This window comes from Mesorhizobium sp. M1396 (assembly GCF_040317725.1).
Classification (GTDB): Bacteria; Pseudomonadota; Alphaproteobacteria; order Rhizobiales; family Rhizobiaceae; genus Mesorhizobium.
The window spans coordinates 1-13,789 of record NZ_JAMYLA010000024.1 but is presented as its reverse complement, the minus strand read 5'-3'; the positions used below and the strand labels follow the sequence as shown (position 1 = coordinate 13,789).

Below are 13,789 nucleotides of genomic sequence, written 5' to 3'. Positions count from 1 at the left end.
CCAAGAGGAGGTATCGACATGAAAGCAGTCCGCATCCATGCGTTTGGCGGACCCGAGGTTCTTTCGATCGATCAAGTCCCCTTGCCTCAGCCACTTGACGACGAGGTTCTGCTCAGGGTTCGCGCGGCGAGCGTCAATCCGATCGACTACAAGACCCGCGAAGGTTCGACGAGCCAGCCCCTGCCGGTCACGCTCGGTCGTGACGTGTCCGGCACGGTGGAAACATGCGGCACGCGAGCGCATACGTTGAAGAAGGGCGACCCGCTATTTGCCATGCTTGGGCATGACCGCGGCGGCAATGCCGAATATGTCGTGGTCAAGGCGACGGAGGCGGCTGCGAAGCCGGACCGTCTAAGCCATGTGGAAGCCGCTGCCGTTCCACTCGCAGGCATTACTGCGTGGCAGGGCCTGTTTGAGCATGGCGGCCTCAAATCCGGGCAAAGGGTTCTCATCCATGGCGGCGCCGGCGGCGTCGGTCATCTGGCGATCCAGTTGGCCAAGGCCGCGGGCGCGTTCGTCGCGACAACCGTTTCCGCCGAGGACATCGTTTTTGTCCGCGAGCTCGGCGCGGATCAGACGATCGACTACAAGGACCAGCGTTTCGAAGAGGTCGTCGACAAGGTCGATCTGGTGTTCGACCTTGTCGCGGGCGACACGCAGGACCGCTCCTGGGATGTGCTCAAGCCAGGCGGGACGCTCGTTTCCACGCTTTCCCAACCTTCGCAGGAAAAGGCAAACGTGCGTCGGGCGCGTGGCGTCTCCTATCTGGCCGAGCCGAATGCGGCACATCTCGCGAAGATCGGCCATCTCATCGACGCCGGCAAGGTCATCCCCTTCGTGCAAGCTACCTATCCTCTTGGAGAGGTCGCCAGGGCGGAGGAACGGCTGGAAAACGAGCATGTGCGCGGCAAGATCGTGCTTGAGGTCTCGGCCTAGCGACCTGGTGGCAGCGATCGCGGATCTCTCCGACGGGACAGTGGTCCTGCCATCGCTCTCGATCGGTTTATCTGATGCGCGCCTCGCCTGCGCGGTCGCCGCCATTCCGCGCATTTGGAAACAGCAGCCTCAGTTTGTGTTCCGCGCTTTGCCCAGCCGCTCGACCATTGGGCGCCAGTTGAGGAACGTCGGGCGGGTTCCGGCGCAATCGAGAGCGTTCCCGGATTCCGCCGACAAGCAGATCTCGAGCCGCCGGAGAGATTTTCTCGACGGATAGCGAAACGATTGCCCCCGAGCATCGTTTCGAAACCAGGCACGAATAAATGAGGAGGCGATAATGAGCGCTACCGGTTTGGACGTTTTCGACAGGACGCTGCAGACAACGAACATCTGGCTCGATGAGATCATGGCCGATCATGGCCCGGATCGGCGGATTGCATGGCACATATTGGGCGCGGTCTTGCGGGCCGTAAGGGACAGGCTGCAGATCGGACTTGCGGCGAAGCTTGGGGCGGAATTGCCGCTGCTGGTGCGCGGCGCTTACTACGATCACTACCGGCCCGCAGCTGAGCCAGACAAAACGCGCTCGCTGGAAGACTTCTCGCAGCACATCGACGAGGAATTAAAATCAATCCGCCCCGTCGATCCCGAGGATGCAGCCCGCACGGTCTTCCGCGTTCTTACACGGCATATTGATCTTGGCCAATCGGCCAAGGTTCGCGATGCGCTGCCGAGGGAAATCCAGGCGCTCTGGCCCGAAAGCGTCGGCGTCAAGTAGCGACGGCAACGATTCTGGCGATTCCCAGCCGTGCCAAGGTGGTGCCCTGTCGGGCGTCAATCCCGCAACCGGTTGGCGACGTGATCCTGGCGCTGCTCGGTCGCGACCTCTCTAGAATCCAAGCCGCGTTCTCGGGAATGCTGTGCCTTGTCGCGATTGGATAGAACCTTGTTTTCTTCGAGCTTATCCTTTGGCGTCACGGTCATGGCGCCTGCGCCAGAGCCCTTTCCCTGCGAACCTGCTCCGATGTGTTTCTTGCTGCCGCGTGCCATGGGCTGCCTCCAATCTATGCCAAAACGTCTCACGATGGTGCCTAGTCGTCAGCACGGTCTTGTTCGTGTTGTCGCCCGGATGAGGAAGTGGTGCGTCGCCGCCGTGTCACGGCGTTTGCCTGTCCGGGCCTGCCCTCGTGCTGATAATGGCAAAGCGACGGGATCGTTCCGAAAGGCGTCGAATAGTCTTCTCGCCAAGTGGCTCGGTTCGGCTTAGCGCTGCTGCCGCCTGATCTTCGGAGCCTTGGTGCCCTTCGAACGCCCGGCGACCGCCGGACTGGCGCCGGATGCTTTTTCCGTCGCGGTACCCGGCGTGGCTTGCCTCGGCGGGTTCTGTCCGTCCGACTGGTGGGTTCGGCCTTCCACTTCGCCCATCCGACGGGTGAGCCCCACTCCGCCGGCAGGCTTCTTGTTGCCGGCCGCATCCTGGGAGAATTCATCGGATGCGTCGGCATCGGTCTTTGCCGGATACTTCGTCGCACCGGTTTCGTAGTGGGTTTTGTTCTCAGCCATGACATCTCTCCGGTTGCATGGCGGATAAACATCCCGGCGGTATCCGAGTTCCAGCTCCTGGCCTTGGATTCGGGAAGCGCCCAGTCGAATGAGGCTCTTCACCTTCGGCATAACGGAACAGAACCACGGACCTTGTGCCTTGTGGCAATTCCAACCCGGCAAAGGGCGTTGCCGTCCAGAGGGGATCGGAACTCACCACTGAAACGCCGCCCGTCCAAGGACAAGCAGACCGATCTGCGATTCCCGTTGCCCTCGCACCGCCAGCCGGACAGGCGCAGGGCAGCCGATTTTTCCCGCCCCAGCGACGAGATGGGCAGCAACCCTTACTGCAGCAACCCCTTGACGATGCCGCTCGCCTTGCCGAAATCCATCTGGCCGGAATATTTCTGCTTCAGCGCGGCGATCACCTTGCCCATGTCCTTCTGGCTGGCCGCGCCTGTCGCCGCGATCGCCTCGCGCGCCGCTGCCTGGATGGCGGCATCGTCAAGCTGCGCCGGCAGGAAGGTGCGGATGATCTCAATCTCGCCGCGCTCCTGCGCGGCCAGTTCGGGCCGTTTGCCGTCGTCGAATGCCTTTGCCGATTCCTCGCGCTGCTTCACCATCTTGGCCAGGATCTGCAGGATTTCCTCGTCGCTGGCCGGCTCCTTGCCCGAACCGCGATTGGCAATGTCGCGGTCATGAATGGCGGCCTGGATCAGCCGCAAAGTCGGCAGCCGGTGCTTGTCCTGCGCCTTCATCGCGCTCTTCAGGGATTCGGCGATTTTGCCGCGCATGGTGCATTCTCCTTCGATCGGCGCGGACAATAGCGCCGGGGGCGAGCCAACGCAAACCCAGAAATGCCAGGGCAAGCCTCTGATATTGCTAGATGAAATAAATCGAAGCCGCATTTCGCATGATCATTGACCGCCCTGCCCCCTTCCCCTATGTACTGGGCCTTGCATGAACTGAAGCTTGACTGCGTGGAAGCCGCGAAATCGCTGCTTGGCGCCGTTTGCTGCGCGGACGGCCCGCCGGGCCGTTGAGCCACGCAGCTTGATAGGAGTGCCGCCATGGCCGAGATGACGCCCGCCTGGGCAATCGAAAAGCCGACCGCCCTGCTGGTGCTGGCCGACGGCACCGTCATCGAGGGTCGCGGCCTCGGCGCCACCGGCTCCGCCGTCGCCGAAGTCTGCTTCAACACAGCGCTTACCGGCTACCAGGAAATCCTCACCGACCCGTCCTATGCCGGCCAGATCGTCACCTTCACCTTCCCGCATATCGGCAACATCGGCACCAATGACGAGGACATCGAGGACCTCAATCCGGTCGCCCGCGCCGGCGCCGTCGGCGCCGTGTTCAAGGCCGATGTCACCAACCCGTCCAACTATCGCGCCGGTACCGGACTCGACCAGTGGCTGAAGAAGCGCGGCATCGTCGCCCTGTCGGGCATCGACACCCGCGCGCTGACCGCGCTGATCCGCGAAAAGGGCATGCCCAACGCCGTCATCGCCCATGCGCCCGATGGCGTGTTCGACCTCGACGATCTGAAGCGTCGCGCCGCCGCGTGGTCCGGCCTGATCGGGCTCGATCTCGCCAAGGAGGTCACGTCGGGCCAGTCCTCGGTCTGGCGCGAGACGCCATGGGTGTGGAACGAAGGCTTTGGCGAACAGACCGAGCCTTCGATGCACGTCGTCGCCATCGACTACGGCGTCAAGCGAAACATCTTGCGCCTGCTCGCCGGCCTCGGCGCCAGGGTCACAGTCGTGCCAGCCAAGACCGGCGCCGAAGAAATCCTCGCCATGCAACCGGACGGCATTTTTCTCTCCAACGGTCCCGGCGACCCGGAGGCCACAGGCGACTATGCCGTCCCGGTTATCCAGGACCTGTTGAAGACCGACATTCCGGTGTTCGGCATTTGCCTCGGCCACCAGATGCTGGCGCTGGCGCTGGGCGGCAAGACCGCCAAGATGCATCAGGGCCATCACGGCGCCAACCATCCGGTCAAGGACCACACCACCGGCAAGGTCGAGATCGTCTCGATGAACCACGGCTTTGCCGTCGATGCCGACTCGCTACCGTCAGGCGTCGAGGAAACCCACGTCTCGCTGTTCGACGGTTCGAACTGCGGCATCACGCTCACCGGCCGGCCGGTGTTCTCGGTCCAGCATCACCCCGAGGCATCGCCCGGCCCGCAGGATTCGCACTATCTGTTCCGCCGCTTCGTCAACCTGATCCGCGAAAAGCGAGGCGAGGAATTGCTGGCCGAGCGGGCCTGACTTGACCCGTCAGCGCTGCCCCCAACGCCCTGCCGGGCACTTCCTTCTGAGACGGGGCCTCATATCTGTGCTCCATCTTCGGCGACGCCGGTAGTGACATTTGTGCGCGCCGCCGGCCTCGCCACTTTCGTCACGAAGACGATGAGCGCCAGCGTCAGGAAGCACGCTCCGAGCACATAGGGCGCGCCGCCGAAGGTCACGGGCGCGTTCGGCCCGGTGAACCAGGAAAAGATCGCCGTATAGAGCAGTGGCGTGATGATCGAGGTGATCGAGAAGATCGAAGTCATCGCGCCCTGCAATTCGCCCTGCGCCGAAGGCGGCACCTTGGCTGCGGCGAGGCTTCTCAGCGGCGGGTCGGCCAGCGCTTCCAGACAGCCGACGACGATCACCGCATAAATCATCCAGCCCTGCGACGCGAACGCGTAGCCGAAGGCGCTGAGTGCCGTGAAGGTAAGGCCGATGACCGCCGTCCTCCACTCGCCAAGCCGGGGGATCACGCGCGGCAGCACCGTCGCCATGACGATCGCGCCGCACAGGCCGAAGGCGCCGAGCGAGAAGCCGATCTGCTGCTCGCTCCAGCCATAGCGATAATTGGAAACGAACGACCAGACCGCCGGATACATCATGTGTCCGAGCGTCATCAGAAAAAAGGCGAGCCCGATCCAGCCGATGCCCTGATATTGGCGCATCTGGAGGAGCGTGCCGACCGGATTGGCGCGCTTCCACTCGAAGCGGCGGCGATGCTTGTCGTCGAGCGTTTCCGGCAACAGGAACAGCGCGATCAGGAAATTCACGAAGGCGAGTCCGGCAGCGAAATAGAACGGCACGCGCGGCCCGAACGTGCCGAGCAACCCGCCCAGGACCGGCCCGATGACGAAGCCGACGCCGAAGGCAATGCCGAGCAGGCCGAAATTCTTCGCCCGGTTCTCATCGTTCGAAATGTCGGCGATGAAGGCGGATGTCGTCGAATAACTGGCGCCCGAAATGCCGGCCAGCACACGGCCGATGAACAGCATCGGGTAGGACCAGGCCACGGCGCAGATCAAATTGTCGATGGAAAAGGTCAGCACCGAGGCAAGCAGGATCGGCCGCCGCCCGAACCGGTCACTCAACCCGCCCATGATGGGCGCGAAGAAGAACTGCATGGCCGCATAGACGAAGAACAGCCAGCCGCCTTCGATCGCCGCTTCGCTGATGCTGACCCCGGTCAATTCCCTGAGATAGGCCGGCAGCACCGGCATGATCATGCCGAAGCCGATGATGTCGAGCAGCAGCGTGGTGAAGACGAGCGCAAGGCCCCGTCTGGCGGTTTTGGGGTCGATCATGACGGCTCAGGCTCCCGTGGTCGCCCTGGGGCGCAGGCGGACGCACCTTATAGGCGAGTCCGCCGTAAGGAACAATGCGGGAACAGATCGGATTCTTTCATCCTGACAGCCCCTGACGGCGCCTTGGCCGTCAGGTCAGCGCCCGGAAGCGGCTATTCAAATTGGCCCGCTCAGCGTGTTGCAATCCGAAAGCTTGCCGCTCTTGTAGCCGCGCGCCAGCCAGGTCTGCCGCTGCTGCGAGGTGCCGTGGTTGAAGCTTTCCGGCACGACATAGCCTTGCGCCTTCTTCTGCAGAGTGTCGTCGCCGATCTGCTTGGCGGCGTTCAGCGCGCTTTCGATGTCGCCCTGCTCCAATATGCCTTTCTGGTCGGTGTAATGCGCCCACACGCCGGCGAAGCAGTCGGCCTGAAGCTCGATGCGCACCGACATCTGGTTGGCCTCGACCTCGCCCATGCTTTGCCGCATCTGGTTGAACTTGGACATGATGCCGGTCAGGTTCTGCACGTGGTGGCCGATCTCATGCGCGATCACATAGGCGCGGGCGAATTCGCCAGAGGCGCCGAATTGCTGATCGAGCTGCTGGAAGAACGTCATGTCGAGATAGACCTTGCGGTCGCCGGGGCAGTAGAACGGTCCGGCCGCCGCGGAGGCAAAGCCGCAGGCCGAGCGGACCTGGCCGCTGAACAGCACCAGCTTCGGATCCTCATAGGTCAGGCCCTGCGATTTGAAGATGCCGGTCCAGGTGTCCTCGGTCTCGGCCAGCACGGTCGCCACGAACTGCTTCATCTCGTCATTGGCGGGCGTACCCGCGCCGCTGTCCTGGCCACCGCCGCTGTTGTCGGTGATCAGGCCACCGCCGCCGTCGCCACCGCCCAGGATCGTCGATGGATCGAATCCGAAATACCATCCAGCCAGCACCACCAGGATGACGAGGAAGATGCTGCCGCCGCCGCCGGCGCGACCGCCAATCGGAATGCGGAACTGGCCGGGGCTGCCGCCGCCGAGCCCGCCGCCGCTGTCGCTGCGGTCGTCCTCGACATTGTCACTCTGACGACGGCCCTTCCAGAGCATGGCAACTCCTCGTGCTGCGAATTTCCCCGCTGTTCCGGGGCTCAACCCAACAAACAATTATCCCAATGGTTGCGCCAAGTCACAGCATTTTTCCAGACTGCGGCGGTGCTGGCATGGCGGCCTCACCGCTCTGGCCGAGAGTGCGCAAGGCCTGTAGCATTGCCCGTAATGGGGGATGTGTTGGGCTTGAGGACGATCGGTTCGTTTCTGTCGCTGATTGCGGCGTTGTTTTGTCTCGGCACGCCGGCCGCCGGCGCGGTGACGCTCGATTCCAGCGTCGCCGTCACCGATCCCGCCACCTTGCAGGCGCTGGAGCGCGGCGGTCTGTCGATCAGCCGCCTGCTCGGACCCGCGCTCGGCCTCACCCGCGAGGTCGACAATCGCGGCCTGTTTTCGGTGCCGGCGCTGGCCACGGTGCGCGACACCGTCAAGCTTGAGATCACCGACGAGCCGAAGACCAGCCCGGACCCTTATGTTGCGGCCATGGCGAAATCGAAGGACACCAGCCAGAAATTCAATCCAAAATACATCGACGACGACGGCTCGACGCTCGACCTGACCGGCGTCGTCAACCGCATGGATCGCGGCTATCTCGGGCACACCGAATGCGGCGAGATCCGGCTGATCTACCGCTTCCACTATTCGGTCGCGGAAAAGCCGGTCAAGGGAAAGGCTGGCCAGCGCATTTCCTCGCGCCTGCCGCTGACCATGAGCCTGGTGTTCAACGCCAAACCCAGGCGGGCGCAAGCCCGCGCCTCGAAGGATTTGCCAAGCGCCACCGATGTGTCCTGCGCCGATGTCGCCCGGCGCTGGCTGGCTGCCGGGAAACGGGACCTGCCGCCCGATCAGCTTGCCGCCTGGCTGCGCTCCGACGAGGGGCCGCTGTCGGGTGCCATGCTGAATTCCTCGCAGATCATGCGGCTGGAACTCAACATGCAGGTGCTTCGGCTGTCGGCCTCGACACGGCGCGATTTCGGCGGCCACGCCGAGTACCTGCTGAAGATCTTCAAATGGGATCCGGCTACGTCCAGCTTCTATGAAGCGAAGATGGAAAACCAGATCGATCGGACCACAGTGCTGGCCGACAGGCCGTCCTTCGCCAAATGGCTGCTCACCGACCGAAACATCTACGACCTCGATCATGGCCGGCTGGTCATCGACGAAAAATTCCTGGCCAAAAGCGCCGTTTCCGTCGCGCCCGGCGGCCTCAGCCGGTCGCAGAACAACATCGCCCATGGGCTGGTCGACGACGCCGATATCGACAAGGCGCTGAAGGACTATGTCGCCAGGGGCAACACGCTCGCCACCATCAAGTCGGTGGCCGGCTTCGACTTGCGGCTCAACGAGATGAGCTGCACCGGCTGCCACCAGACGCATGGCATTGCCGGCTTCCACTACACCGGCGCCGATCCGGCCAGCGAGCCGCGCCGCAACGCCGTCTTCGTGCCGGGCTCGGCCGTCTTCTTCGGCGACCTGCCGCGCCGCCGCGCCATCGTCGAGCAGTTCGCCGCCGGCGGCCACCCGGACTTTACGCGCGGCTTCGCCGCCCGTCCGGACGCGAAATATGCCGAGGCACTGAAGGACACCGACCTCTACAATGGCTGGGGCTCGATCTGCTATCGCGGCGAGGACCTGAGCTTCAAGGACTGGACCTGCGGCGCGGGCCTGCGCTGCGCCGGCGTCCATGAAAGCGCCATCCATCCGGGCTTCGGCACCTGCGTCAGCGAGGCCGGCACGGCGGTCGGCGATCCCGTCGAATTCGGCGAGATCAAGATGTCGACCTGGGGCAACGACCAGTATTGCCGCCTGTCGCCGGCCACCGCCAAGGCCTGCGCCATCGACCCGGCGCGGGACAAGAAGCCGGTGGTCAAGCTCGCCGGCTATGGCGCGGCGCGCCAGCGCTACGACAATCCCGAACAGAAGACCGGCGGCTTTCCCGGCGGCATGCTTCGCAAGGCGGGCTGCGACAAGCTTCCCGACGAGGCGACGTGCGGTCGTCTCGCCAAGACCGGCTTCAACGACTGCGTCGCCTCGGGCAAGGACCACAAATTCTGCACCAGGGAGTTCACTAAGACCGCCGGCCTGCGTGCTTGCGACAAGGCCCATCCCTGCCGCGAGGACTATATCTGCACCGCCGGCTATGACGATCTGGCGGAAGCGAAAGCCGGCAAGGGCACCTGCATTCCGCCCTATTTCATCTTCCAGTTCCGCGTCGACGGCCACCCGCGCAGCTGGGTGCAGGATGTCAGGGAGTGAGGGACCGGTTTGCCGCAGGCAAATTGAAAGGTCCAGTGGACCTTTCAAAGGACCCGAACGCCCGGAGCCATAGCGGAGGGCCAAGCGGTGCTGCCCTCAGCGAGTCTAATCTTTCTGCTTGGCGCCGGCGCTCTTGCCGTCGGAACTCTTAGAACGTTCCTCGAAACGCGCCGCGCCCTTTTTCAGGGGATGGCCGGTCTCGGCCTCGGTCTTGCGCTCGTCCTTCGCCGCCGCCTGTTTCAGTCCCTTGGCTGCCTGCTTGCCCTTTGCGGTCGGTGCCTGTTCAACGCCCATCGCTTCCTCCCTTGCCGCGCGACTTGCGCGGGTTTCAGGAGCAACGTGCGTAGCGCGCGGCGGTTCCCGCGGCTCGGGAAATCCGGCGGCGAACGCGGTTCAGCGCGCCGCCGTCATTGCTTTGCGAAACGCTTCCAGCGTCTCTGCGCTGACATGGTGCTCGATGCCCTCGGCATCGATGCGCGCGGTCTCGGCGCTGACGCCGAGCGAGCGCAGGAAGGCTTCCACCGTCTGGTGGCGGATGCGGCTTTGCTCCGCGACCTTGCGGCCGGCATCGGTCAGGAACACACCGCGATAGGGCTTTCTCGACACCAGCCCGTCGGCGCACAGCCTGGTCAGCATCTTGGCCACTGTCGGCTGGGCGACGCCAAGCCGTGCGGCGATATCGACCTGGCGCGCCTCGTTGCCGTCCTCGATCAGGTCTGCGATCAACTCGACATAATCCTCGACCAGCGCGCTGCGGCGCGCTTCGCGCGTCTGCCGGAAGCCCTCCGAATGAACGTCGGCGTCGAGCAGCGGCTCACGCGGGACTGATCTGTTCTTCGGCGCCAATACGCGCTCCTCCCGAGGCTTTTGCTGTCCATGCATTTATAGCACAGGCTCTGATTCTTCAGGCCGTTTATTTGCATTCCGCCACAGGTGCAACCGGCGTTTGCGATTGCCCCTTCGCGCGCTGATGGCCGTCATATAAAAAGCACGAACAATGAAATATAGCATATTGCATAATGTTGAGCCATGGCATAGCTTAAGGCAACATCGTACAGTTTCGCGGAAAGCCCTCCCTCATGTCCAACGTCGAAGCCACAGTTCCCCGCTCCTCATGGCGCTTCGCCAGGCCCGAGGAAGACGAACAGCCCAGCCTGCGCGAAGTCAATTCCTCGATCGCCGTGCCGAATTCGGGTATCTGGTTCCGTCGCCTGTTCGCCTTCATGGGCCCCGGCTACATGGTCTCGGTCGGCTACATGGATCCCGGCAACTGGGCGACCGACCTCGCCGGCGGCGCGCAGTTCGGCTACACGCTGCTGTTCATCATCATGCTGTCCAACCTGATGGCAATCCTGCTGCAGGCGCTGGCGGCACGGCTCGGCATCGCCACCGGCCGCGACCTTGCCCAGGCCTGCCGCGCCTACTATCCCCGTCCGGTCAACTTCGTGCTGTGGATCGCCTGTGAACTGGCCATCATCGCTTGCGACCTGGCCGAGGTCATCGGCACCGCGATCGCGCTGCAGCTTCTGTTCGGCATTCCGCTGATCGGCGGCGCGATACTGACGGCGCTCGACGCCTTCCTCGTGCTTCTCTTGATGAACAAGGGCTTCCGCTATCTCGAAGCCTTCGTCATCGCGCTTCTGATCATCATCTTCAGCTGCTTTGCCATCCAGATCTTCGTTGCCGCCCCGCCGGCCGGCTCAATCCTGCATGCGATGTTCGTGCCGTCGTCGGAAATCGTCACCAATCCGGCGATGCTTTACATCGCCATCGGCATCATCGGCGCCACCGTCATGCCGCACAATCTCTACCTGCACTCCTCGATCGTGCAGACCCGCGCCTATGAACGCACCGACAAGGGCAAGCGCGACGCCATCAAATGGGCAACGACCGACTCGACCATCGCCCTGATGCTGGCCTTGTTCGTCAACGCCTCGATCCTGATCGTGTCGGCGGTCGCCTTCCATAACACCGGTCACCATGACGTCGCCGAGATCGGCCAGGCCTTCGAGCTGTTGTCGCCGCTGCTCGGCCTCGGCATCGCCTCGATCCTGTTCGCGGTGGCGCTGCTGGCTTCCGGCCTGAACTCCACGGTGACGGCGACGCTGGCCGGCCAGATCGTCATGGAAGGCTTTCTGCGCCTGCGCATCCCCAACTGGGCGCGCCGGCTTCTGACGCGCGGCCTCGCCATCGTCCCGGTGGTGATCGTCACCGCGCTCTATGGCGAAAAGGGCACCGGCCAGTTGCTGGTGTTCAGCCAGGTGATCCTGTCGATGCAGCTGCCCTTCGCGGTCATTCCGCTGGTGCAGTTCGTGTCCGACAAGAAGAAGATGGGCAATCTCGCCATCCCGCGCGGCGTCGCGGCCCTTGCCTGGGTGGTCGCGACGGTCATCCTGTCGCTCAACTTCAAGCTGCTCTACGACACCATGTTCGGGATCGGCTGAGCTCCGCCTCACCGGATACCAGCTCCGCGCAAAGGGTAGTCCAGCGACAAATCGGCGATCCGCGCTATCTTCTCCGGCATCATGACGCGGATCGAAGACATCAGGAAGTTCTACGCGCGGCTGATGGCCGCCAATGCCGGCTCGCCCGACCCGCGCCTGGAGGCGGTTTTCACCGAGGTGCCGCGCGAAACGTTTCTCGGTCCCGGGCCGTGGAAGATCATCGCCGGTAGCGGCAAGATCACGACGCCGAGCGCCGATCCGGCCCACATCTACCAAAACGTGCTGGTGGCGCTCGACGACGACAAGGGCATCAACAATGGCGAGCCGTTCCTGCACGCCATGTGGATCGGAAAGCTTGCACCGAGACCCGGCGAAGCTGTTTGCCATATCGGCGCCGGCACCGGCTACTACACCGCCGTGCTGGCCAGGCTGGTTTCACCAGGCGGCACCGCCACCGCTTTCGAACTCGATGAAAATCTAGCCAACCTCGCGCAACGAAATCTCGAAGCCTATGGCAATGTAACCGTCGTCCATGGCAATGCGGTGACGATGCCCTTGCCGTCGTCCGACATCATCTATGTCAATGCCGGCGTCGTCGCCCCGCCAGCCGGATGGCTGAAGGCGCTGCGCCCAGGCGGCCGCATGATCTTTCCCTGGCGCCCGGCCGAGCGTGTCCCTCTGGCGGTGATGGTGACCCGCACCGAAAAGGGCTTCGCTTGCGATCCGTTTATGCGATCGTGGTTCATTCCCTGTGTCGGCGCCTCGGTTGCGGGCCCCGCGGCGACGATCCCGACGCGCGAGCAGGCCGCGCGCAGCCGCTCGATCTGGCTGGTGCGGGACAAAACGCCGGACCGCACTGCCACCGCGATCTTCGGCGATGTCTGGTTCTCATCGAAAAATCTCGACGCCGGACCGCGCAAATGACGGTGGTCCGCCAAAATTTTCACATGTCCTGTCGGACCGATTAGCGCTCGCCCGTCCTTGGGCTGAAGTCCCGCCGCGACGGCGTGGATTGAGTTAAAGGGAGCATTGGAATGAGAAAGATCATCGCCGCGACATTCGTCAGCCTCGACGGCGTCATGCAGGCACCGGGCGGTCCGGAAGAGGATCCTGTCGGCGGCTTCAAGTTCGGCGGCTGGACGTTCCATTACTTTGACGACGTGGCGGGCGCGGCAATAGATGAATTATTCTCCAAACCCTTCGCCCTGCTGCTCGGCCGCAGAACCTACGACATCTTCGCCGCGTACTGGCCGTATCAGAAAGATTCGATCGCGGATGCCTTCAACCCCGCGACCAAATATGTGGCGACGCATCGGCCGGATTCGCTCACCTGGCAGAACACGCAATCGGTTGGGCCGGATATCGTCGCGACGTTGCGCCGCCTCAAGCAGGAGGATGGACCCGACCTGCTCATCCAGGGATCGGGCAATCTGATCCAGACCTTGCTCGCCAACGGGCTGATCGACGAGATCAGGCTGATGATCTTCCCGCTGCTGCTGGGCAAGGGCAAGCGGCTGTTCGGCGATGACGCGATGCCGGCCGCCTTCAGGCTTGCCAAGTCGCAAGTCTCCAGCACCGGCGTCATCATGGCGACCTACGAGCGCGCGGGCGAAATCAAGGTCGGGTCGTTTGCGACGGAGAAGCCGTCCGAGGCCGAGATCGAGCGGCGCAAGAACTGGAAGTAGCAGAGCCGGAACATGGCGCCAAGCTGGACCACCCCTCATCCGACCGAGCTTCGCTCGGCCACCTTCTCCCACAAGGGGGAGAAGGTGGAGCCTGGGGTATGTGGCTCGGCCAATCTTTAACGTCAATGATTGGCAGGGACATGCGCGCAATCTTGCCTTCTCCCCTTGTGGGCTAGCGTGCGCACACATTTGCTTCGGGGTCAGTTTGGTTTGGCAAGGGCGAAGCCGTCTGCGATGGCGTGGAAGCGCCTGAG

Annotated in this window: 15 protein-coding genes; 8 read left to right on the top strand and 7 right to left on the bottom strand. The window is 63.5% G+C overall.

The genetic code is table 11. The annotated features are described in order from the left end of the window. Positions 1 to 18: 18 nt before the first annotated feature. The 3 genes from NKH02_RS17100 to NKH02_RS17090 are packed head-to-tail and all read left to right on the top strand — an operon-like array spanning position 19 to position 1,714. The gene (locus NKH02_RS17100; RefSeq protein WP_352863703.1) at positions 19 to 936 is read left to right on the top strand and encodes an NADP-dependent oxidoreductase; all 918 of its coding nucleotides are present in this window, start codon (positions 19 to 21) and stop codon (positions 934 to 936) included. A 7-nt stretch (positions 937 to 943) separates the two neighbouring features. Beyond that, positions 944 to 1,213, top strand: coding sequence for a hypothetical protein (locus tag NKH02_RS17095; RefSeq protein WP_352880198.1), 270 nt, complete (start codon positions 944 to 946; stop codon positions 1,211 to 1,213). 60 nt (positions 1,214 to 1,273) lie between these two features. Then, positions 1,274 to 1,714 (top strand): DUF2267 domain-containing protein, encoded by a 441-nt coding sequence (locus tag NKH02_RS17090; RefSeq protein WP_352863708.1) that lies wholly within the window; start codon positions 1,274 to 1,276, stop codon positions 1,712 to 1,714. A 56-nt stretch (positions 1,715 to 1,770) separates the two neighbouring features. Here NKH02_RS17090 and NKH02_RS17085 read toward each other — a convergent pair whose 3' ends face one another. From NKH02_RS17085 to NKH02_RS17075, 3 genes are all read right to left on the bottom strand, one after another. Then, positions 1,771 to 1,986 (bottom strand): hypothetical protein, encoded by a 216-nt coding sequence (locus tag NKH02_RS17085; protein WP_352863710.1) that lies wholly within the window; start codon positions 1,984 to 1,986, stop codon positions 1,771 to 1,773. Positions 1,987 to 2,199: 213 nt separating this feature from the next. Then, a complete protein-coding gene (locus NKH02_RS17080) occupies positions 2,200 to 2,499 on the bottom strand; it encodes a hypothetical protein (RefSeq protein ID WP_352880196.1) in 300 nt (99 codons plus the stop codon). 323 nt (positions 2,500 to 2,822) lie between these two features. Next, positions 2,823 to 3,272, bottom strand: a complete 450-nt coding sequence (locus NKH02_RS17075; protein WP_352863714.1) for a GatB/YqeY domain-containing protein — start codon at positions 3,270 to 3,272, stop codon at positions 2,823 to 2,825. Positions 3,273 to 3,548: 276 nt separating this feature from the next. On the opposite strand from NKH02_RS17075, the gene carA reads away from it, so the two are divergent. Beyond that, entirely contained in the window at positions 3,549 to 4,754 is a 1,206-nt protein-coding gene (gene carA / locus NKH02_RS17070) for a glutamine-hydrolyzing carbamoyl-phosphate synthase small subunit (protein ID WP_352863716.1), read from the top strand. Between the two features lie 59 nt (positions 4,755 to 4,813). Here carA and NKH02_RS17065 read toward each other — a convergent pair whose 3' ends face one another. Together NKH02_RS17065 and ypfJ are read right to left on the bottom strand one after the other, a co-directional pair. Next, positions 4,814 to 6,079, bottom strand: coding sequence for a TCR/Tet family MFS transporter (locus NKH02_RS17065; RefSeq protein ID WP_352880195.1), 1,266 nt, complete (start codon positions 6,077 to 6,079; stop codon positions 4,814 to 4,816). Between the two features lie 156 nt (positions 6,080 to 6,235). Then, on the bottom strand, positions 6,236 to 7,150 hold the full coding sequence (gene ypfJ, locus NKH02_RS17060) for a KPN_02809 family neutral zinc metallopeptidase (RefSeq protein WP_352880193.1): 915 nt from the start codon (positions 7,148 to 7,150) through the stop codon (positions 6,236 to 6,238). 177 nt (positions 7,151 to 7,327) lie between these two features. On the opposite strand from ypfJ, the gene NKH02_RS17055 reads away from it, so the two are divergent. After that, positions 7,328 to 9,406, top strand: coding sequence for a hypothetical protein (locus NKH02_RS17055; protein ID WP_352880294.1), 2,079 nt, complete (start codon positions 7,328 to 7,330; stop codon positions 9,404 to 9,406). 105 nt (positions 9,407 to 9,511) lie between these two features. Here NKH02_RS17055 and NKH02_RS17050 read toward each other — a convergent pair whose 3' ends face one another. Both NKH02_RS17050 and mntR read right to left on the bottom strand, forming a co-directional pair. Next, positions 9,512 to 9,700, bottom strand: a complete 189-nt coding sequence (locus NKH02_RS17050; RefSeq protein WP_109659990.1) for a hypothetical protein — start codon at positions 9,698 to 9,700, stop codon at positions 9,512 to 9,514. 99 nt (positions 9,701 to 9,799) lie between these two features. Continuing rightward, positions 9,800 to 10,252 (bottom strand): manganese-binding transcriptional regulator MntR, encoded by a 453-nt coding sequence (gene mntR / locus NKH02_RS17045; RefSeq protein ID WP_352863724.1) that lies wholly within the window; start codon positions 10,250 to 10,252, stop codon positions 9,800 to 9,802. 233 nt (positions 10,253 to 10,485) lie between these two features. Here mntR and NKH02_RS17040 point away from each other — a divergent pair, with 233 nt between their 5' ends. The 3 genes from NKH02_RS17040 (at position 10,486) to NKH02_RS17030 (ending at position 13,535) form a co-directional block, all read left to right on the top strand. Further along, positions 10,486 to 11,850, top strand: coding sequence for an Nramp family divalent metal transporter (locus NKH02_RS17040; protein WP_352880192.1), 1,365 nt, complete (start codon positions 10,486 to 10,488; stop codon positions 11,848 to 11,850). Between the two features lie 81 nt (positions 11,851 to 11,931). Next, a complete protein-coding gene (locus tag NKH02_RS17035; RefSeq protein ID WP_352880190.1) occupies positions 11,932 to 12,774 on the top strand; it encodes a protein-L-isoaspartate O-methyltransferase family protein in 843 nt (280 codons plus the stop codon). Between the two features lie 110 nt (positions 12,775 to 12,884). Beyond that, positions 12,885 to 13,535, top strand: coding sequence for a dihydrofolate reductase family protein (locus NKH02_RS17030; RefSeq protein WP_352880189.1), 651 nt, complete (start codon positions 12,885 to 12,887; stop codon positions 13,533 to 13,535). The last annotated feature ends 254 nt before the right edge of the window (positions 13,536 to 13,789 follow it).

Coding starts and splice junctions, on each gene's coding strand:
- NKH02_RS17035 (WP_352880190.1), top strand. CDS start 11,932: ATGACGCGGATCGAAGACATCAGGAAGTTCTACGCGCGGCTGATGGCC.
- NKH02_RS17075 (WP_352863714.1), bottom strand. CDS start 3,272: ATGCGCGGCAAAATCGCCGAATCCCTGAAGAGCGCGATGAAGGCGCAG.
- NKH02_RS17065 (WP_352880195.1), bottom strand. CDS start 6,079: ATGATCGACCCCAAAACCGCCAGACGGGGCCTTGCGCTCGTCTTCACC.
- NKH02_RS17050 (WP_109659990.1), bottom strand. CDS start 9,700: ATGGGCGTTGAACAGGCACCGACCGCAAAGGGCAAGCAGGCAGCCAAG.
- NKH02_RS17100 (WP_352863703.1), top strand. CDS start 19: ATGAAAGCAGTCCGCATCCATGCGTTTGGCGGACCCGAGGTTCTTTCG.
- NKH02_RS17030 (WP_352880189.1), top strand. CDS start 12,885: ATGAGAAAGATCATCGCCGCGACATTCGTCAGCCTCGACGGCGTCATG.
- ypfJ (WP_352880193.1), bottom strand. CDS start 7,150: ATGCTCTGGAAGGGCCGTCGTCAGAGTGACAATGTCGAGGACGACCGC.
- carA (WP_352863716.1), top strand. CDS start 3,549: ATGGCCGAGATGACGCCCGCCTGGGCAATCGAAAAGCCGACCGCCCTG.
- NKH02_RS17085 (WP_352863710.1), bottom strand. CDS start 1,986: ATGGCACGCGGCAGCAAGAAACACATCGGAGCAGGTTCGCAGGGAAAG.
- NKH02_RS17040 (WP_352880192.1), top strand. CDS start 10,486: ATGTCCAACGTCGAAGCCACAGTTCCCCGCTCCTCATGGCGCTTCGCC.
- NKH02_RS17080 (WP_352880196.1), bottom strand. CDS start 2,499: ATGGCTGAGAACAAAACCCACTACGAAACCGGTGCGACGAAGTATCCG.
- NKH02_RS17090 (WP_352863708.1), top strand. CDS start 1,274: ATGAGCGCTACCGGTTTGGACGTTTTCGACAGGACGCTGCAGACAACG.